Source organism: Streptomyces sp. NPDC001606 (genome assembly GCF_053596835.1).
Genome location: NZ_JBSFHC010000012.1, coordinates 1 through 19,501, shown reverse-complemented (window position 1 = coordinate 19,501; position 19,501 = coordinate 1). Strand labels below are relative to the sequence as shown.

16 protein-coding genes are annotated in these 19,501 nt (G+C 73.4%); 8 read left to right on the top strand and 8 right to left on the bottom strand.

Annotation, left to right across the window (positions count from 1 at the left end; genetic code table 11):
• Window positions 1-141: 141 nt before the first annotated feature.
• Complete coding sequence (locus ACWCV9_RS21915) at window positions 142-1,368, bottom strand: MFS transporter (protein WP_450788788.1); 1,227 nt, start codon at window positions 1,366-1,368, stop codon at window positions 142-144.
• 794 nt (window positions 1,369-2,162) lie between these two features.
• Between ACWCV9_RS21915 and ACWCV9_RS21910 the strand changes: the two genes are divergently transcribed.
• Window positions 2,163-2,933 (top strand): thioesterase II family protein, encoded by a 771-nt coding sequence (locus ACWCV9_RS21910; protein WP_450788786.1) that lies wholly within the window; start codon window positions 2,163-2,165, stop codon window positions 2,931-2,933.
• Between the two features lie 47 nt (window positions 2,934-2,980).
• On the opposite strand, the gene ACWCV9_RS21905 is transcribed toward ACWCV9_RS21910, so the two are convergent.
• The 7 genes from ACWCV9_RS21905 to ACWCV9_RS21875 all read right to left on the bottom strand — a co-directional run bounded on the left by ACWCV9_RS21905 (window position 2,981) and on the right by ACWCV9_RS21875 (window position 12,077).
• Window positions 2,981-3,172 carry a hypothetical protein gene (locus ACWCV9_RS21905; protein WP_450788785.1) on the bottom strand — a complete coding sequence of 64 codons (192 nt, stop codon included), beginning with the start codon at window positions 3,170-3,172 and terminating at the stop codon, window positions 2,981-2,983.
• A complete protein-coding gene (locus ACWCV9_RS21900) occupies window positions 3,169-5,289 on the bottom strand; it encodes a carbon starvation CstA family protein (protein WP_450788783.1) in 2,121 nt (706 codons plus the stop codon). The genes ACWCV9_RS21905 and ACWCV9_RS21900 overlap by 4 nt, the downstream gene beginning before the upstream one ends.
• Window positions 5,290-5,357: 68 nt before the next feature.
• Window positions 5,358-6,278, bottom strand: a complete 921-nt coding sequence (locus ACWCV9_RS21895) for an AfsR/SARP family transcriptional regulator (RefSeq protein ID WP_450788782.1) — start codon at window positions 6,276-6,278, stop codon at window positions 5,358-5,360.
• Between the two features lie 230 nt (window positions 6,279-6,508).
• Window positions 6,509-8,320, bottom strand: coding sequence for a LuxR C-terminal-related transcriptional regulator (locus tag ACWCV9_RS21890; protein WP_450788780.1), 1,812 nt, complete (start codon window positions 8,318-8,320; stop codon window positions 6,509-6,511).
• Between the two features lie 270 nt (window positions 8,321-8,590).
• A complete protein-coding gene (locus ACWCV9_RS21885; RefSeq protein ID WP_450788778.1) occupies window positions 8,591-10,066 on the bottom strand; it encodes an MFS transporter in 1,476 nt (491 codons plus the stop codon).
• The gene (locus tag ACWCV9_RS21880) at window positions 10,063-10,524 is read right to left on the bottom strand and encodes a PaaI family thioesterase (RefSeq protein WP_450788777.1); all 462 of its coding nucleotides are present in this window, start codon (window positions 10,522-10,524) and stop codon (window positions 10,063-10,065) included. Before ACWCV9_RS21880 ends, ACWCV9_RS21885 begins: the two co-directional genes overlap by 4 nt.
• Window positions 10,521-12,077: a class I adenylate-forming enzyme family protein gene (locus tag ACWCV9_RS21875; protein ID WP_450788776.1), complete on the bottom strand. Its 1,557-nt coding sequence runs from the start codon at window positions 12,075-12,077 to the stop codon at window positions 10,521-10,523. Before ACWCV9_RS21875 ends, ACWCV9_RS21880 begins: the two co-directional genes overlap by 4 nt.
• 333 nt (window positions 12,078-12,410) lie before the next feature.
• Between ACWCV9_RS21875 and ACWCV9_RS21870 the strand changes: the two genes are divergently transcribed.
• The 7 genes from ACWCV9_RS21870 to ACWCV9_RS21840 are packed head-to-tail and all read left to right on the top strand — an operon-like array spanning window position 12,411 to window position 19,412.
• A complete protein-coding gene (locus ACWCV9_RS21870) occupies window positions 12,411-14,183 on the top strand; it encodes an AMP-binding protein (RefSeq protein ID WP_450788774.1) in 1,773 nt (590 codons plus the stop codon).
• The gene (locus ACWCV9_RS21865) at window positions 14,180-15,307 is read left to right on the top strand and encodes a beta-ketoacyl synthase N-terminal-like domain-containing protein (protein WP_385842235.1); all 1,128 of its coding nucleotides are present in this window, start codon (window positions 14,180-14,182) and stop codon (window positions 15,305-15,307) included. The genes ACWCV9_RS21870 and ACWCV9_RS21865 overlap by 4 nt, the downstream gene beginning before the upstream one ends.
• Window positions 15,308-15,338: 31 nt before the next feature.
• Window positions 15,339-16,310 (top strand): beta-ketoacyl synthase N-terminal-like domain-containing protein, encoded by a 972-nt coding sequence (locus tag ACWCV9_RS21860; RefSeq protein WP_450788773.1) that lies wholly within the window; start codon window positions 15,339-15,341, stop codon window positions 16,308-16,310.
• Between the two features lie 31 nt (window positions 16,311-16,341).
• Window positions 16,342-16,602, top strand: coding sequence for an acyl carrier protein (locus ACWCV9_RS21855; protein ID WP_450788771.1), 261 nt, complete (start codon window positions 16,342-16,344; stop codon window positions 16,600-16,602).
• On the top strand, window positions 16,599-17,381 hold the full coding sequence (gene fabG / locus ACWCV9_RS21850; protein ID WP_450788770.1) for a 3-oxoacyl-[acyl-carrier-protein] reductase: 783 nt from the start codon (window positions 16,599-16,601) through the stop codon (window positions 17,379-17,381). The genes ACWCV9_RS21855 and fabG overlap by 4 nt, the downstream gene beginning before the upstream one ends.
• Before the next feature lie 49 nt (window positions 17,382-17,430).
• Window positions 17,431-18,615, top strand: coding sequence for a 3-deoxy-7-phosphoheptulonate synthase (locus ACWCV9_RS21845; protein ID WP_450789107.1), 1,185 nt, complete (start codon window positions 17,431-17,433; stop codon window positions 18,613-18,615).
• A gap of 26 nt (window positions 18,616-18,641) precedes the next feature.
• On the top strand, window positions 18,642-19,412 hold the full coding sequence (locus tag ACWCV9_RS21840) for a 2,3-dihydro-2,3-dihydroxybenzoate dehydrogenase (RefSeq protein ID WP_450788769.1): 771 nt from the start codon (window positions 18,642-18,644) through the stop codon (window positions 19,410-19,412).
• Window positions 19,413-19,501: the final 89 nt, after the last annotated feature.

Genomic DNA, 19,501 nt, shown 5'->3' with positions numbered 1-19,501 from the left:
AACGGGTGCCGCGCGGGGTGCCGGGGGAGCGCGCGGTGGTGACGACCGCCGGGGTGACCGGCGGTCGTCGCGTGGGTGGTACGGCCGCCGGGGGTGTCGGTGGCCGGTGGGTGGCTCGGCGTGACCGCCGGGTCACGGCGGTCAGTTGGTGGCGGACAGGTCGCGTTGCGCGCTCTTCGGGCCGGCGGCGGCGCGCCGGCGGGCGAACAGGGCCGCGGCCACCGCGAGCACGATGACCGCCAGCACCTCGATGCCGGTGGCGGTCAGCGTCAGCGCGGTCATCGAACCGCCGCCCGTCGCCACACCGCCCAGGGCGCCGCCGGCGGCGATGCCCAGGTAGGTGGAGGAGCTGTTGAGGGAGAGGGCGACGGTGGGCGCCGGGATGTCCAGGCTCGCGATGCGGTGGTTCTGCCCGGTGGGCAGCGACCAGCAGGAGACGCTGATGACGGCGAGGATCAGCCCGAACAGTCCGCGGCCGACCCAGGAGCCGCTCGGCGTGGGAAGCGTGAACAGGGCGAGCACCAGCAGCCCGACGGACAGCACCGCGGCGGACCCGAAGTAGGCGCGGTCGCCACCCCAGCGGTCGGCGGCCCGGCCGCCCACCGCGCTGCCGGCGACCGCGGCGACGCCCCACACCAGCAGGAAGACGCTGACTCCGGTGGAGTCGACCTTCGTGGTCTTCATCGCCAGCGGCGCGATGTAGGTGAACATGGTGAACACACCGGCGCAGGCGAGCGCGTTGGACAGCAGGGCGGCCAGCACCCGCGGGTGCGCGGCCACCCCGAGCCGCTCCCGGATGGTGACCGACGGCGGGGTCGGCACCTCCGGCAGGGCCACCATCAGGACGATCGTCGCCAGCAGCGCCATCGCCGCTACCAGGACCAGGGTGATCCGCCAGCTGCCGATGGCGCCGACCAGCGTGCCGATCGGGACACCGAGCGCGGTGGCGGCGGACATACCGCCCGCCACCAGGGCGATCGCCCGGCCGCGCCACTCCTCCGTGGTGACGCTGACGGTGACCGCGATGCCGCAGGGGATGTACAGGGCGGCGCCGAAGGCGGCCAGCACCCGCGCGAGCATGAGGACTTCGTAGGTGGGGGCGACGGCGCCCAGCACGTTGGAGACCACGAAGGCGATCAGGGCGGCCACCAGCAGCTGCTTGCGCCGCACCCGGGCGGTCATGGCCGCGAGGATCGGCGCGCTGATCGCGTAGAGCAGGGCGAAGACCGTGACCAGCTGTCCGGCCACGGACGTGGTGACGTCGAAGTCCCGCGCGATGCGGTCGAGCAGGCCGCTGATCACGAAGCCGTCGGTGCCGATGCTGAACGCACCGAGGCTCAGCGCCAGCAGCAGAATCCGGTTCGGCATCTGGCTAGATCCTCTCTTCTGCTGACGGGCGATGCTGCGGGCCGATGCCGGTGAGGACTCTGGGGGGCATGTTCTTTCGGATCCCATCGGGCTGGTGGCTGGCTGAGGTGGGGGGACGGCAGCAGGGGCAGGAGCCGGGCGGGAGCGCGCGCGGGCGGCCGAACGGCGGCGCCGCCCGGCTGTTTGCGGAACAGGTCTGTACATGATCCGGAAACGGACCGAAAAGGGATATCCGTGACCGGCGATAAGCGCCGTCGGTAAACCCGATGGCACGTGAATTCAAGGTTACGCGGACTCGGCCGATACTCTGCGGCTCATCTCTGTCCCACCCCCGTTTCACTCCCCCGTAAACCCCGCAAGATGATGCCGGTTTGCGGCAGCACTGAAGTTAGCCTCGGCTCACTAAGAGAGTCAAGCTTGGGGCGGATGACCGCATTGTGACGCGGAACTCAGTGCCTGCATCGCCCACTTGAGCTGCGGAGACGAGGCGTGGGGCGGCGATCCGGGAGGTGCAGGAAATTGCACATCGGGATGATCTGCAAAAAGTTTCACCTCGCACGCGGTCGCGCCGCTAAAACGGCCGGGGGCGATGTGCAATTGTTTGCAGTCGGGTCCTCCGGGGGGCGCAGGGACGCGTGACGGCCATGCCCGTGTCCCCAATAAATGCCGAGCGGATCTCCTGCGCGGAATGTACACTCCACGACGCGGCGGCGTACGCCGTTCTCCGCACCCCGTCCGCGCCCGGCCGATCCGAACCGGTGCGGCGAAGCGAAGAAGCAAAGGAGTGGCGGACGTTGAACACCCCCGAGCACAACAGCCCGTGGATACGGCGCTTCCACCCGTCCCCCGAGGCCCGCATCCGGCTGGTCTGCCTGCCGCACGCAGGCGGCGGCGCCACCTATTACCACCCGCTCTCGGCGGCTCTGGCCCCGGACGTCGAGGCCCTGGCCGTCCAGTATCCCGGCCACCAGGACCGCCACCGGGAGCCCTGTATCGACTCCCTTTCCGAGCTGGCCCGCCGGCTCGTCCCCGAGCTGCTGCCGCTGACCGACCGTCCGTTCGCGGTGTTCGGACACAGCATGGGCGCCTCGCTCGGCTTCGAGGTCGCCCGGCTCCTGGAGAACGAGCACGGCGTCGTCCCGGCCGCGCTGTTCGCCTCCGGGCGGCGGGCCCCCTCCGAGCACCGGGAGGAGTTCCTGCATCAGCAGGGCGACGACGTCCTGGTCCGCGACGTCCGGGAACTCAGCGGCACGGACGCGCGGTTGCTGGCCGATCCCGAGCTGCTGGACATGGTCCTGCCGGCGCTCCGCAGCGACTACAAGGCGATCGAGACCTACCGCTATGTCCCCGGCCCCGACCTGAGCTGCCCGGTCACCGTCCTCATCGGCGACGAGGACCCCCGGGTGACGCTCGACGAGGCCCGGTCCTGGACCGCCCACACCACCGGGGACTTCGCCCTGAAGGTCTACGGCGGCGGCCACTTCTACCTGACCCGGCACACCGACGCGGTCGCCCGCGAGGTCTCCGGCCGGCTGCTGTCCGCCACCGGCGCGTCCCGGTCGTAGTGACTGGGGCCCCTGGCCCGGGGCGCCGCCGTGAACCCGGCTGCGGATCAGCAACAGCGTTCCCTCTCCCGGACCGTACGGCGGGTGTGCTCGCGCCACAGCCGGCTGCGCTCGGCCCGGGAGAGGGGCGCCGCCGAGTGGGCCCGGCAGTGCCGTTCGAAGGCCGCCTCTCCAAAGACCTCGCGCAGATACGCCGACACCGTGCGGAACACGGCCCGCGCCCCGGTGAGCCGGGTCATGCCACACGCTCCGGGACCGGGACCGGGCCGTCCGCGGTGCGCGCGACCTTGGGGGTCTCCGCGGTCGGCAGCGGCTCGGGCGACCTCAGCGCCCGGTACCAGACCCGCGCCGCGTCCGCCACCACGACGATCACCAGCACGGCGAGCACCGCCGTGAGCGTGCCGTCCAGCGTGGAGTTGGTGACGATCTGCCGCATCGAGTCCGTGTCGTGCGCGGGGGCGAGCAGCCGGCCCCGGTCCAGGGCGTCGGCGTACCGCTCGCGCTGCGCGAAGAAGCCGATGGCCGGGTCGGCGGAGAAGACCTTCTGCCAGGCGGCGGTCAGGGTCACGACCACGTCCCAGGCCAGCGGGAGCGCCGTGACCCAGGCCCAGCGGACCCGCCCCTGCTTGATCAGTACGGTCGTGCACACGCACAGGGCGACCGCGGCGAGCAGCTGGTTGGCGATGCCGAACAGGGGGAAGAGCTGGTTGATGCCGCCGAGCGGATCGGCGACACCGGCCCGCAGGAAGTAGCCCCAGGCCGCCACCACCGCCGCGCTGCACACCCAGATACCGGGCTTCCAGCTGATGTCCCGCAGCGGCCGCCAGACGTTGCCGAGGGTGTCCTGGAGCATGAACCGGCCCACCCGGGTCCCGGCGTCCACCGTGGTCAGGATGAACAGCGCCTCGAACATGATCGCGAAGTGGTACCAGAAGGCCCGCATCGCCTCGCCGCCGAACGCCTCGGAGAGGATGTGCGACAGGCCGAGCGCGAAGGTCGGGGCGCCACCGGTCCGGGCCACCACGGAGTGCTCACCGACCGCCGACGCGACCTGGCGCAGGGTCTCGGGCGTGAGCGTGAAACCGAGGTGCTGCACCGCCCGCGCCGCCGACTCCGCCGTCGGACCGAGCAGCGCAGCGGGGGAGTTGACGGCGTAGTAGAGACCGGGATCGAGAACGCACGCGGCGATCAGCGCCATCAGCGCGACGAACGACTCCGTCAGCATCGCCCCGTACCCGACGAGCCGCACGTCCGACTCGCGCCGCACCAGCTTGGGTGTGGTCCCGGAGGAGATCAGCGCGTGGAAGCCGGAGAGCGCGCCGCAGGCGATGGTGATGAACAGGAACGGGAAGAGGCCACCGGAGAAGACGGGGCCGGCGCCCTCATGGGCGAACCGGGTGACCGGGTCCGCCTGCATCCGGGGCAGCGTCAGCATCGCGCCCACGGCCATCAGCCCGATCACCCCGACCTTCATGAAGGTGGAGAGGTAGTCGCGCGGTGCGAGCAGCAGCCACACCGGAAGAACGCTCGCCACGAACCCGTAGCCGATGAGGATCCACACCAGCGTGCCCGGGTCCAGGGTGAACGCCCGCGCCAGGGCGGGGGTGCGGCCGACCCAGTCGCCGCCGACGATCGCGAGCAGCAGCAGGACGGCGCCGAGCGCGCTGGTCTCCAACACCTTGCCGGGGCGTACGACCCGCAGCCAGATGCCCATGAAGACGGCGATGGGCAGGGTCATCGCGAGGGAGAAGGTGCCCCAGGGGGAGTCCGCGAGCGCGTTGACGACGACCAGGGCGAGCACCGCGAGCAGGATGATCATGATGGCGAACACGGCGAGCAGCGCCGCGGCCCCGCCGACCGGGCCGATCTCCGCCCGCGCCAGCTGGCCGAGGCTGCGGCCGTCGCGCCGCAGGGACAGGAACAGCGTGACCATGTCCTGCACGGCACCGGCGAGGACGGCGCCGACCACGATCCACAGGGTGCCGGGCAGATACCCCATCTGCGCCGCGAGTACCGGCCCCACCAGCGGTCCCGCCCCGGCGATTGCCGCGAAGTGGTGGCCGAACAGCACCCGGCGGTCCGTCGGCACGAAGTCGACGCCGTCCTCAAGGCGTTCGGCCGGGGTGACGCGCTCGTCGTCCGTGCCGAGCACCGTACGGGCGATCCAGCGGGCGTAGAAGCGGTGGCCGATCGCGTATGTGCACAGCGCGGCCAGCAACAGCCATGCGGCGCTGATGTGTTCACCGCGGGAGAGGGCGAGCACCGCCCAGCCCGCGGTCCCGGCGATCACCACGCCGGTCCACAGCACGGTACGGCGTACAGGGCTGCCGCTCGGGCGCCGACCCTGGGAGATCATGCATGCACTCTTTCTTCGGATGCGCGGCGGACGCCGCGGTGGTACGTGCCGGTGTGCCGCCGGTGTGCTCAGGAGCGGACGCGGAGGTCGTGCCGCCGCATGAGACGCACCATGAGGTGGTCGATCTGCTTCCGTTCCGCACGCAGTGAGGCGTTCTCGCGTTCCAGCGCGGCCAGCCGGATGTGGGCGTCCTGCGGCAGCGCGGTTTTGTGGCCGCCGAGTTCCGGATGCTGTTCCAGAATTCTCTGTTCCAGGGCCCGAAGGCGCTGCGACGGGTCTATTCCGAGTTCTTCGGCGAAGCGCCGTTTCACATCCCGGTAGACATTCAGCGCGTCCGCCTGCCGGCCCGCGTGGTAAAGCGCCCTCATGAGCTGGGACTGGAGCGTCTCCCGGAAAGGGTGCTCGGCGGCGCTCGCCATCAGCTCCGGAATGATGCGATGGTGCCGGCCCAGTCGCAGCTCCAGTCCGAAGCAGCGCTCCAGGGCGCTCATGCGCTCCTCGTCGAGCCGGGCCGCGGCCGCCCGGACGAGCGGCCCGGTGAGCCCCTCGGCGGCGGGACCGCGCCACAGGCCGAGCGCCGAGCGCAGCAGCCGTACCGCCTCCGCGTCGTCCCCCGCGGCCTCGGCCCGGGCGGCCCGGTCCACCAGGGCCGTGAAACGCCGCACGTCGACGCGGTCTTCGGGCACGGTCAGGCGGTAGCCCTGGCTCTCGGTGCTGATCACATCCGGCAGCCCGCCCTCGGCCAGCACGCGCCGCAGCCGGGAGACGCAGATCCTCAGCTGTACCTCCGCGGTCTGCGGAGCCCGGCCGCCCCAGATGCCGTCGATCAGCCGCGCACCGGTGATCGTCTTGCCGACGTCCAGCAGGAGCAGCGTCAGGAGTGTCTGCTGGCGGGCCCCCGCGACAGTGATCTCCGCGCCTGCCGCAATGATTTCCAATGGGCCAAGGATATTGAAGGAAAACGTGCCGTCAGCGATGTCCAGTCGCATTCAACTCCCCCTCCTTGGCGATGCTTTGGGCGACGCAACGCTACCTCCGTACCGGCCGGTAACAGCCTGTGACGAGCGCCACGAAAGAAAGTTGCGTGGCACGGTAAACCGGATGGGTGGGTCGGGCAACGTGAAGTCGGGTGAGGTGCAGGAAGAGCAATGCACCGGTTATCGGAATCCGTGTTCTGTGGAGAAAGTGTGCCGGTTCGGAAGAGGTGCCCGGCCGCGGCTCAGCCCAGCAGCCGGGCCAGCTCGACCCGGGAGGCCACGCCCAGCTTCCGGAAGATCTGCCGCAGGTGGTAGTTGACGGTGTGCGGCGAGCACGACACCCGCGTCGCCACCTGCTTGTTGGTCAGACCCTGCGCGACCAGCCGCGCGATCCGCTGCTCGGCCGCCGTCAGCGCGCTCCCGGCCGGTGCGCCGGCCTGCTCCGGGCGGGCCGCGGGCTCGGCGTCGGCGGGCCGCTGCCGGCCCTGCGCGCTCTCCCGGAGCAGCGCTTCCAGGCGGGCCACGGCGGCGTGCGCGCCGATCGCGTGGTACCGCTCGGCCGCGGCCCGCAGATGGCGGCGCGCCGTGCCGGTGTCGCTGCCGGGCCGGCCGAGCAGCAGCGTCCCCAGGTCCTCGCTCGCCGCGGCGGCGGCCCAGGGCGCCCGGTGCTCGGCCGCCGCGTGCTCCAGGGCGTCGGGGTCCTCGTACAGCAGCCCCCGTGCATGGGTCGCGGCGGCGGCCAGGCCCGGGTGCGCGGGGTTCCGCTCCGCGAGCCGCTCGACGCGCCGGGTGACCGCGGCGGCCAGGGAGTTCTCCTCCGCGGCCAGGCTCAGCCGCACCAGCCGGGCCGCGGCTGCCGGGTCGCGCACGAACAGCGACGGCCTGGCCAGCAGATCGGGGTAGCGCTCCACCAGCAGGCCGACGGCGGCGCGCGCGTCCATGCCGGCCGTGGCCACCTGGAAGTCGGCCCAGGTGTGCCGCAGGGAGAGGAACGAACCGGGCTGGGCGACGAGTTCCATCCGGGCCCGCCACACCTGGTCGGCGGCCTCGCCCCGCTGGCCACGGGCCAGCGACAGCAGCGACAGCAGGGACAGGCCCTGCGAGGCGGGCAGCCGGGCGTGGGTGCGCTGGGCGAGCGAGACCCCGGAGGAGATCTCGGCCTCCGCGGACTCGGTGCGGCCCGCCCCGAGCAGCAGCCGGCCCCGTACGATCGCCGCCTCGGCCCGGGCCCGCTGGTGCCCCAGGCGCTCGGCCAGCTCGCTCGTCCGCGTCAACGCGGCCTTGGCCTCGGCGAACCGGCCGAGCTGGGTCAGCTTCACGGCCAGCGCGAGCGAGGGGTACGGCCGCCAGCCGGGCGGCAGGACGGCGTGGTCCGCGGCCAGCGCCTCGCGGCCGCAGCGGAGCGCCTCGTCGAGATGTCCCGCCGCCCACTCCAGGTTGGACAGCACCACGGCCGCGACGACCGGGACGGCCCCCGGTCCGCCCGCCCGGACCATGGCCCGGGCACGCTCCCGCCGCCCCTGCTCGTCCGGGCCGAACAGCGAGAGGACCCGGGACGCCTCGGCCTGCGCGGACGCGGGGTCACCGGTGGGGGAGAGGGTCTCGGCCAGCGCCAGGTGGGCCGCCTCCGCGGTCCGCGGGTCCAGCGGGCCGCTCGGGTTGTCGTGCGACAGGAACAGGGCGGACACCAGGGCGTCCGGGGTCGCGTGCGCCTCCGCGGCCGGCTGCCCCGCCGGCCGGGCGGCCGGCGCCCCGCGCAGCAGAGTCCGGCGCACCGGTGCCGGGATCCGGGCGTGCAGCGCCCGGCGGACGTCGGGGGACCGGAAGGCGAGGCGGTCACCGGTGAACCGGATGAGCCCGGCCTCGACCGTCTCCTCCAGGGCGGGCAGCATCGACAAGGTTGTCACCGACTGCACCCGGGCGATCTCCTGCAAGGTGAACACATCGCCGACGAGCGCGGCCGCCTGGGCGAACTGCCAGGCGGACTCGGACAGTTCACCGTAGACCGGGGCCGCGTCGAGTGGTGCTTCGTGGGGGACTGCGTGGTCCAGCATGCGGGTTTCCATCAGCTTCGCTCGGCCGAACTCCTGGGTCGTCCCGAGAGTCTGCGGGCCGGCGGGGAAGCCGGACAAGCCGGAACCGCCGTACCGGGCGCCGCGGATGCCGCGGTGATACGCCCGTGATACACGGCGGATACGCGATCGTCACCGGGCCACCGCGGTCCCCCCGGTGTTGGCAGCACGGGGAGAACACGGTGGCCCGCAGGGTCGTAGACGAACGGACGAACGGATCGACAGGCGAACGGACGGACGGAGGAGCCCGTCTCACGCCTCGGCGGTCTTCTCCTGAGCGGCGATCCGCCGGAAGACCCCCATCATGCCCATCACGACCAGCACCATCGCCAGACACACGGAGGTGGCCGCCACCATCGCGTGCGGGTAGGCGGAACCCGGCCGCCCGTCCCCCGCGACGGCGAAGAACACCGCACCGACGGCCGCGACGCCGGCCGAACTCGAGAACTGCTGCGCCGTGGTGAGCGCACCCGACGCCATGCCCGCCTTCTGCGGCGGCACCCGCAGCAGGGCCGCGCCGATCAGCGAGGGCAGCACGACACCGTTGCCGAGGCCGACCAGGCACAGGCACCCGCAGATCCAGGCGACCTCGGTGTCCGCACCGGCCGCCCGCACCCGCAGCAGCAGCGCCAGCAGCCCCAGAGCGGTCACCGCCGAACCCCCGATCAGGGCGTTCATGCCGAAACGGGCCGTCAGGCGCTTGCCCACCAGCGACGACACCATGTAGCTCACACCCATCGGCGTGAACGTCAGACCGGCTTCGACCGGGCTGAGCGAGAGGCCGCCCTGGAGCAGCAGCGTCAGCGTGAAGATGAAGCTGCCGAAGTAGATGTAGAAGGCCGCGCTCGCGATGATGCCGGCCCGGAACGACGAGCCGTGGAACAGCGTCAGGTCGAGTACGGGGGAGCCGCCGCGCGCCCCCAGCGTCCGCTCCCACCACAGGGTCAGCGCGCCGAGCAGCACACCGCCCGCCATGGACAGCCAGGTCCACACCGGCCAGCCCGAGGAGTGGCCGAGCGCCAGCGGCACCAGAAGCAGGGCGAGGGAGGCGCTGAGGCCGGCCGCGCCCACCGGGTCGATGCCGGCGCCCCGGCCGGAGTGGGCCGGGGGCAGCACCCGCGGGGCGCACAGCGCGACCAGTGTGCACACCGGCACGTTCACCAGGAAGATCACGCGCCAGCCCAGTCCCGCGATGTCGGCGTTGAGCAGCAGCCCGCCGAGGAGCTGCCCGGCGATCGAGCCGATGCCCGCCGTCACCCCGTAGGCGGCGATCGCCCGGGGCCGCTCCGCCGGGGCGAACGTCGCCGTGATGGTCGCCAGCACCTGGGGCGCCATCAGCGCCGCGGTCAGTCCCTGGAGCAGCCGGGCCGCGATGAGCTGCCCCGGGCTCACGGCGATGCCGCACAGCAGCGAGGCGAGGCCGAACCCGGCCATGCCGATCGTGAACAGCCGCCGGTGGCCGTACAGGTCACCGAGCCGGCCGCCGGTGACCATGCCGCTGGCGAGGGCGAACGCATAGCCGCCCACGATGAGTTCGAGGGCCGTGGCACCGGCCCCGAGGTCGCTCTCTAACGACGGCGCCGCCACGTTCACGACGAAGAAGTCGAACTGGGTGACGAAGGTGCCCGCCAGCAGAACGGTGAGCACGGCCGCGATGGACGGTCTGCGCGGGGACGTCCCGTCGGCCGAGCGGGTGTGCGCAGGGGTGGAAGAAGCCGCTTCGGTCATCTTTTTCCTCGTTGCATGCGCTGAGCGGTGTTGGGGGCAACGGTGATCCGCGCGGTGCACGTACGCCGGCCCGCCTCATCGGTGATCACAACATCGTACGAGGCAAGGGTCGGACCGAGGGAGAGTGCAGTCGCCACCGCGGTCACCACACCGCTGCGCACCGGCCGGTGGTGCGTGGCGTTGACATCGACCCCGAGGGCGATATGGCCGCCGCCCGCGTGCATGGCCGCGCCGATGGACCCGAGGGTCTCGGCGAGCACCACGGACGCGCCCCCGTGCAGCATGCCGTACAACTGCTTGTTGCCGTTCACCGGCATGGTGCCGACGAGCCGTTCGGGCGACGCCTCGACCAGCTCGATGCCCATGCGCGCGGCGAGGGTCTCGGGGCCGCCGGGCCGGCTGATCCACGCCGACAGGTCGGCGCTCTCCTCCGGCCCGGCGGCGGAGGACTCGGTCATCGGGCCGCCGCGTCCTTCGTCTCGGTGGCGAACCGGCCGGTGGCCGAGGCCGTGTAGGCGTCGAGGTCCGCGTACTTCTCCCGCAGCCTGCGCTTGAGCACCTTGCCGGTGGGGCCGGTCGGGATGGCGGCCTCGTCGACGGTCGTCTCCAGCAGCGCCAGCGGCGGCTGGCCGGCCTCGCGCAGCGCCGCGTTGGCCCGTGCCAGCAGCTCCGCCGGGTCCGCGTCGGCGGGCGCCCGGACCACGGCCACCGGCGCCGGGACGCCCGCGCGGCGTCCCGCGGCCACCGCGCAGTCCGCCGCCTCCTCCAGGGCGAGCAGCAGGATCTCCTCCATCAGCACCGAGTAGCCGGGGCCCTCGGGGGTGTGGATCGTGTCCACCGCGCGGTCCACATGGAAGAAGTCCTCGCCCTCCCGGTAGGCGAGATCGCCCGACAGCCAGTAACCGGCCAGCTTGCTGCGGTAGTAGGTGTCGGCGTCGTTCCAGTACCCCGGGATGACGGACTTGCTGCGCAGCCCGAACAGGCCGACCTCGCCGTCGGCGGCCGGGGTGCCGTCCTCGCGCAGCACCGCCACCTCGCCGGCCGGCACCGGGTTGCCCAGGAAGCGGGGGCGCGGCGGGGTGTCCTGGGAGATATAGCGGCGCAGCGTCGCCCAGCCCAGTTCCGAGGAGCCGAGGCCGTCGCTGAAGACCGAGCCCGGCCGGCGCTCGCCGTCCACCACGTGGTGGCCGTACCGGATCAGCTTGCGGATGTGCGCGTCGTGCGCCGAGTCACCGGTGTTCTGCCACTCCCGGACCGAGGTGAAGTCCTCCGGGTCCAGCTCCATGGAGGCCAGCTCCGAGTACGTCTGGTTGAACGCCAGGATGCGGGTCGGCCGGTGCTCCCGGGCGCCGCGCGCCACCCCGGGCCCGGACTGGTCGGAGAAGGAGATCAGCGGCAGGCCGCACAGCAGCGAGTAGAAGGTGTACGCGATCGCCGACGAGTGCGACTGGGGCGCCGCCGACAGCATCACCGTCGGGTCCTCCGGCACGGACAGCCGCCAGCCCGGACCGTACAGGCTCTGCCGGTGCGCCCAGATGACCGGCTTCGGGGTGCCGGTGGTGCCGGAGGAGTGGCACAGGAACACCGGGTCGTCGTCGCCGTGCCGGTACAGCGCCCGGTCGGGCAGGCTCCGCCGGCCGAGGACCCGCGCGTCGTCGGCGGTGACGGTCCAGCGCAGCGTCGCCAGCTTCTCCTGGCGGCCGTCCAGCAGGGCCAGGTGGGCCGCGTCGGTGAACAGCCCGACCGGGTCGGTGCGCGCCATCAGACCGAGGGCGAGGTCCGGTTCCATGCGCCCGTTGACGAGCAGCGGTATCGCGCCGATCCGGGCCAGGGCCGCCAGCTGGACCTGGTCGTCGAAGGAGTCCTCGATGTAGACCGCGACCCGGTCGCTGCGCCGCACCCCGCGGTCCCAGTAGAACGACGCCCAGGACTCGGCCAGTTCGTCGAGCTGCCGCAGATTGAATTCCGACTGAGGCACACCGTCGACATTCATGACCGGGCGATCGGCCACAAGGCAGGTCAGATCCGGATGCGGACTGAGTTCGAGCGCCTTTCTCCACGCATTCCCGCCGCCCACGGACGTGTCTTCGTAAATGCGCCGGCGGGCGTCCTGATCGAGCATGGATCGCGTCGTGAGCGGCATGTTCACCTGGCCTTGGTCGGGTGCAGGGAGATGCGCGGCGAGGGGGCGCGCCACGTCGGTGACGACGGTAGACGCCGACCCGTGGCGGCCGTAACTACTCGAACGAGTAGGTGAGTCGGTGGGGTGCCTACTCGTTCGCGCGGTGTGCGGGCACCGACTGCCGGGCTAGCTTTTCGGCCATCGGCAGAAGGGAATCCACCAGTGACCACGCAGAGAAAGCTCGCAAGCGAAAAGCTGCGCGAGATCGTGGCGACAGTTCTGGAACTGGAACCGTCCGACGTGGGCGAGTCCGACCCCTGGGTGGATGAACTCGGCATGACCTCCCTCGAAAAGGTCGAGGCCATCACCCGCATTCAGGAGAACTTCGGAACCGCCCTGACACCGCGGCAGGCGGCGGCGATCGGCTCGGTGGCCGACGCGCTCGCCGTCCTCGCCCCGGCGGACGCCGCGGCCGGCCAGGCCGACCTGGTCGGGCGCCTGGTGCGGCACCGGATCGACGCCGAAGAGGGCGACCGGACGGCCTACACCGACCCCGACGTGGGCCGGGTGTCGTACGCCGGGCTCTACGCCGCGGCCCGTGACTACGCCGCCGAGCTGCGTGCGGCGGGCGTCCGGCCCGGGGAGCGCGGCGTGGTGATCGCCGAGGACTCCGTGGCCACGGTGGCGGCGGTCCTCGGCCACTGGTGGCTCGGCTCCGTGCCGGTCGTGGTGAGCCCGCTCCTCGACGACGCCGACATCGCCTTCGCGGTCGAGGACTGCGGGGCCCGCGTGGTGCACGTCGACGGCTCCGACGCCAAGCGCGCCGCCCTGCACGAAACGCTCGCGCACCTCCCGCGCCTCGACGGCGAGGACACCCGCCGCAGGATGACGGAAGGCCGCGCGCCCGCCGACGACACCCCGCCGCCGCACACCGGGCCCGCCGACGCCGAGGCCCTCGTGCAGTACACCTCCGGCAGCACCGGCACCCCCAAGGGCGTACGGCACTCGGCGGCCGGCCTGCTGGCCATGATCGACGGCTTCGGCGGCGTCCTGGGGCTGCGCCCCGACGACACGCTGCTGACCACCGCCCGCCTCTCCTTCGGCTACGGCTTCGGCAACGCGGTGCTCTGCGTCCTCGCGGCCGGCGCGAGCGCGGCCCTGATCCGCGGCGCGGTCGACCCGTACACCGCGGCCGAGGCCCTCGCCACCCACCGGCCCACCGTCTTCTGCTCCGTACCCCGGCTCTACGCCGCCCTGACCCAGCTGCCCGGACAGGACAGCGCCGGCTACGACGCCGTACGGCTGTGCACCACGGCCGGCGAGAACTGCCCGCCGGCGCTCGCCGAGCGCATCCGGGCGGCCTTCGGCGCCCCGCTCGTGAACTGCTTCGGCGCCACCGAACTGATGCACGTCGCCCTGGTCGCACCGGCCGACCGCACACCCGAGGGCGCGCTCGGCTTCCCCGTCCCCGGGGTCCGGGCCACCGTCCGCGACGCCGACGGCACCGAACTGCCCGACGGGCAGGAGGGCCGGCTGCACATCGCCGGCCCCACCGTCGCCCTCGGCTACGTCAACCGGGCCGAGGCCGACCGGGCCGCCTTCGCCGACGGCGGCGCCTACACCGGCGATCTGGTACGGCGCGCCCCGGACGGCTCCTTCGCCTACCTGTGCCGGGCCGACGACATCCTCAACATCGGCGGCTACAAGGTGGTCCCGGCCGAGATCGAGGGCGTCCTGCGCACCGTCGAGGGCGTCGCGGCCTGCGCGGTCGTCGCCGGCCGCGACGCCAACGGCCTGGAGCAGGCGGTGGCCTGCGTCCAGCCGGCGGACGGCGCCGACCCGGCCAGGGTGCGCCGCGCCGTGATCAGCGCCGCGCGGCGCGGACTGCCCGCGCACAAGCGGCCCTCCCGGGTGGAGCTGTTCCCCGAGCTGCCGACGACCGTCAGCGGCAAGACCGCGGCCCACACCCTGCGCACCCGGGTGGCCGAGGCATGACCTGGGACATCATCGGCCTGGGCGCCGTCAGCAGCGTCGGCGCCGACGCTCGCGCCACCTACGACGCGCTGTGCGCCGGCCGCGACGGCCGCGCCCCGGTCCGCGTCTTCGACCCGGCCTTCTACCAGGCCCGGCACGCCTACGAGATCGACGACCGCGGCCCCGGCGGCGACCGCCCGCTGCGCGCCACCGGCTGGCTCCTCACGGCGGTCGAGCAGGCCCTCGCCGACGCCGGACTCGACGACGACCTCAGCGAGGTCCCCGTGCTCGTCGGCACCACCCTGCGCGAGCAGCGCAGCGTGGAGCTGTGGTGGCGCGAGGGTGCCCGAGTGGCCACCGACGAGCTGCACTTCGGCAGCGCGCTGCGCCGCCGCTTCCACGCACGCACCAGCTACACCTTCGCCAACGCCTGCGCCGCCTCCCTGTACGCCCTCGGCATGGCCGCCGACCTGATCTCCCTCGGCCAGGCGGACACCGTGGTCGTGGCCGGCGCCGACTCCATCGCGGAGTCCACCTTCGCCGCCATGGACCGGGCACAGACCCTGGTGCCGGACGCCGCACGCCCCTTCGACCGCGGCCACAAGGGCATGGTCATGGGCGAGGGCGCCGTGGCCGTGGTCCTCACCCGGGCCGGAGCGCGGCGGACGGGCGTCGCGGCCCGGCTGCGCGCCGTCGGCCTCAACTGCGACGCGGGCCACCCCACGGCCCCGGACCCGGCGGGCGTGGAGGCCGGAATCCGCGACGCCCACCAGCGGGCCGGGGTGCGCCCCGGCGACATCGACCTCGTGATGCTGCACGGCACGGGCACCGCCCGCAACGACGAGACCGAGGCGGCGGTCATGTCCCGGCTCTTCACCGACGCCCCGGGCCCGCTCATGACGGCCGTCAAGTCGGGCGTCGGGCACACGCTGGGCGGCTCCGGGCTGCTGAGCCTGGTGACGGCCGTGCTGAGCATGCGGCACGGCGCCGTACCGCCGGTCATCGGACTGACCGACCCCATCGAGGAGGCGGCGGGACTGCGCCTGGTGCAGGGCGCCGCGGCACCCGCCCCGATCGCCCTCGCCCAGGTCAACGCGTTCGGGTTCGGCGGGATCAACGCCGTCGCGGTGGTGGAGAAGGCGTGAACAGCGAACCGACAGCGGGGGTGGAACAGGCGTGAACAGCGAACCGACGGCACACCCGTCCGCGGTGGTGGTCACCGGAGCCGGGCTCGCCGTGCCCGGCCTCGCGGGACCCGCGGACCTCCTGCACCGCGACCGCGGCGGCACGCCGTTCGACCCGGAGACCGGTCTGAAGGGCCGAGATCTGCGGCACAAGGACCGCGCCACCCGTCTCGCGCTGCGCGCCGTCGAACCGGCGCTGCGCGACGCCGGGCTGTACGGCCCGGACGGCCCGGACCTCGACGGCGCCCGCACCGCCACCGTCGTCAGCTCCAACACCGGCAACTACGACAGCGTCTGCGACTACGTCGACACCGCCGCCCGGCACACCTCGCGGGCCATCAGCGCGACCGGACTGCCGCAGACGTCCACCAGCGCCATCGCGGGCTGGATCGCGGCCGGCTACGGGCTGCGCGGGCCCGCGGTCACCCTGTGCAACGGAGCGACGAGCGGACTCGACGCCCTGCACTGGGGCCGCAACCTGATCGCCGCGGGCCGCGCCGACACCGTCGTCGTGACCGGCGTCGAACCGGCCAACGAGGTCGTGGCCAAGCTGCTGGGCGCCGACCCCGTGGACGGCGCCGCCACGGTCGTCCTGGAGTCCGCCGCGCACGCGGCCGGGCGGGGCGCCCGGGTCCGCGCCCGGTGGCGGGGATACGACCGCGGGCACGACCACGCGGAGGTGCTGCGCGCCGCGGCCGACCTGCGGGCCGAGCCGATCGGCCTGTGGCTGACCGGAGCCCCCCAGGAAGACCGGCCGCACCTGCCCGAACGGGCCAGGCTCGCCTGCCTGGCCGACCGGTTGGGGGAGTGCGGCGGAGCCCTCGGCGTGCTCCAGTGCGCCGCCGCGGTCGCCTACTACGACGGCGGCGGCGACGGCCTGGTGCTGGCCACGGCCCACGGCACGGACGCGTCCGCCGCGGTGGCCCTCCTGCCGCCCCCGGCGGCGGCCCGCACCGCCCTGTGACCCCACAGCATCCCGAGAAAGGAACACGACCGTGCCCGACACCACCTCCGTCTCCGTCGACCTGGAAGAGCTGCGCGCCCTGATGGCCGTCACCTTCGAGCTGTCGCCCGAGGAGGTCACCGACGACGCCCACTTCACCCAGGACCTGGGCATGGACTCCCTCATCACGCTGGAGATCGCCACCCGGCTCGAGGACCGCTACGGCATCGACGTCACCGACGACGAGCTGAAGACCATCAACACCCTGGCCGGCGTGCACGAGCTGGTCCGGCAGAAACTCGCCGCCGCATGAGCGCGCCGACCACCCCCACCTCCCCGGCCGCCCCGGAGGGCACCGGCCGGCCCGTCGCCCTGGTCACCGGCGGCTCCCGCGGCATCGGGCGCGCCGTCGTGGCACGGCTCGCCCGGGAGGGACACGACGTGGCCTTCTGCCACCGCTCCAACGAGTCCGCCGCGAAGGAGGCGGCGGACGCCGCGGCCGAGGCCGGCGCCCGCGTGCTGCACCGCACCGTCGATATCGCCGACCCCGAGCAGGTCCGGCGGTTCGTGACCGAGACCGAACGCGAACTCGGCCCGGTGCGCACGCTCGTCAGCGCCGCCGGCATCACCCGGGACCGGCCCCTCGCCCTCATGTCCGACGACGAGTGGCACGACGTGCTGTCCACCAACCTGGACGGCACCTACGCGGTCTGCCGCGCCGTGATCACCCGGATGATGCGCCGCAAGGCCGGCTGCGTCATCACGCTGTCCTCGGTCGCCGGGGTCCACGGCAACGCCCACCAGACCAACTACTCGGCGTCGAAGGCCGGGATCATCGGCTTCACCCGGGCCCTGGCCAAGGAGTGCGGCCCCTACGGCGTCCGCGCCAACGTCGTGGCGCCGGGCTTCATCGACACCGACATGACCGCGGCGCTGACGGACACGGTGCGCGAGCGGCTCCGGGAGCGGATCCCGCTCGCCCGGTTCGGCCGGCCCGACGACGTCGCCCACCTCGTCGCCTTCCTCGCCTCCGACCGCGCCGCGTACATCACCGGCCAGGTCCTCGGCGTCGACGGCGGACTGGTCGTGTGACCGGCCCCCCGACCGTCGTACGCCCGCACCTCGCATGGGAGAGACATCAGTGGACAACGCCCTGCTCGACCTCCGTCACCAGGAGGCCCGGCAGCAGCCGCCCTGGGAGGACCTGGCCCAGCTGGCGCGGGTGCGCCGGGCCCTCGCCCAGCGCCCCGCCCTGGTCCGCGCCGAGGACGTCGCCGTCCTGCGCGGGCTGCTCGCCGACGTCGCCGCGGGCAAGGCCGAGGTCGTCCAGGCCGGCGACTGCGCCGAGGACCCCGACGACTGCACGGCCCGGCACGTCGCCCGCAAGAGCGCCGTCCTCGATCTGCTGGCCGGTGCGCTGAAACTCACCACCGGCCGGCCCGTGATCCGGGTGGGGCGGCTGGCGGGACAGTTCGCCAAGCCCCGCTCGCAGCCCACCGAGATCGTCGCCGGACGGGAACTGCCCGTGTACCGGGGTCACTTGGTCAACGGACCGGAACCCGACCCGGAGAGCCGCCGCCCGGATCCGCTGCGCCTGCTCACCGGGTACATGGCCGCCGCCGACATCATGGGGCACCTCGGCTGGACGGCGGGCCCGCGGCCGGCCGGCGGCGCCGAGGCCGTGGTGTGGACCAGCCACGAGGCGCTGCTGCTCGACTACGAACTGCCCCTGCTGCGCCGCACCGAGGACGGCGCCCTGCTGCTCGCCTCCACGCACTTCCCGTGGATCGGCGAACGCACCCGCGGGCTCGACGGCGCCCATGTCGCCCTGCTCGCCGAAGTGGTCAACCCGGTGGCCTGCAAGGTCGGTCCGGGCATGACCCCCGACGAGCTGGTCGCCCTGTGCGAGCGGCTCGACCCGCTGCGCCAGCCGGGCCGGCTCACCCTCATCGCCCGCACCGGCGCCGACCGGGCCGCGGCCGTGCTGCCCCGCCTGGTCGCCGCCGTCCGGGCCGAGGGGCACCCGGCGATCTGGCTCACCGACCCCATGCACGGCAACACCGTCACCGGCCCCGACGGGCGCAAACGGCGGCACACGGACACCATCCGGCGGGAGATCGAGGCGTTCCAGACGGCCGTGCGCGAGGCGGGCGGTGTGGCCGGCGGGCTGCACCTGGAGACCACCCCGGACGACGTCCTGGAATGCCTGCCCGGCGGCCCGTACACCGCCCCCGGCGCGCCGGCCCGCGGCCCGTACACCAGCCTGTGCGACCCCCGGCTCAACCCCGCCCAGGCGCTGGAAGTCGTGGCCGCCTGGCGGCCCTGAGACATCCCGGCAGCGAAAGGAAGAGCATGCAGGACAAGACAGCCATCGTCACCGGAGCCGCGGGCGGGATCGGCGGCGCGGTCGTCGCCGCCCTGGTCCGGGCCGGCGTCCGTGTCGCCGCCGTCGACCGCGAGGCCGACCGGCTGCGCAAGTGCGCCGACGAGGTGACCGGGGGACCGGGCACGGTCACGCCGTACCCCGCGGACGTCACCGATTCCGGCGCCGTCCGCGACCTGGTCGACGCCGTCGAACGCACCCTGGGCGCCGTGGACTTCCTCGTCAACGCCGCCGGGGTGCTGCACCTGGGACCCGTCGTCGGATACGGCGACGAGGAGTGGGCCCGCACGTTCGCCGTGAACGCCACCGGTGTCTTCCTCATGTCCCGTACGGTGGCCGAGCGGATGGTGCCCCGCCGCTCGGGCGCGATCGTGACCGTGGCCTCCAACGCGGCCCGCACCCCGCGCGCCGAGATGGCCGCCTACGCCGCCTCCAAGGCGGCCGCCGCCCACTTCACCAAGTCGCTCGGCGTCGAGCTGGCGCCGTACGGCATCCGCTGCAACGTGGTGGGCCCGGGCTCCACCGACACGCCGATGCTCACCTCGATGTGGCGGGACGAGTCGGACCGCGAGGCCACCCTGCGCGGCCGCCCGGAGACCTACCGACTCGGCATCCCGCTGGGCCGCATCGCCCGGCCCGAGAACATCGCCGACGCCGTGCTGTTCCTGCTGTCCGACGCCGCCGCGCACATCACGCTGCACGACCTGACGGTCGACGGCGGAGCCAGCCTCGGCGCCTAGGGCCTTTCTTTCGGATCAGGTCGGCTGCGGCGCCGGCGCCTTCTGGCCACCCCGAGCGGGCTCTGGTGCGTGCAGATGCAAGGCGGAGG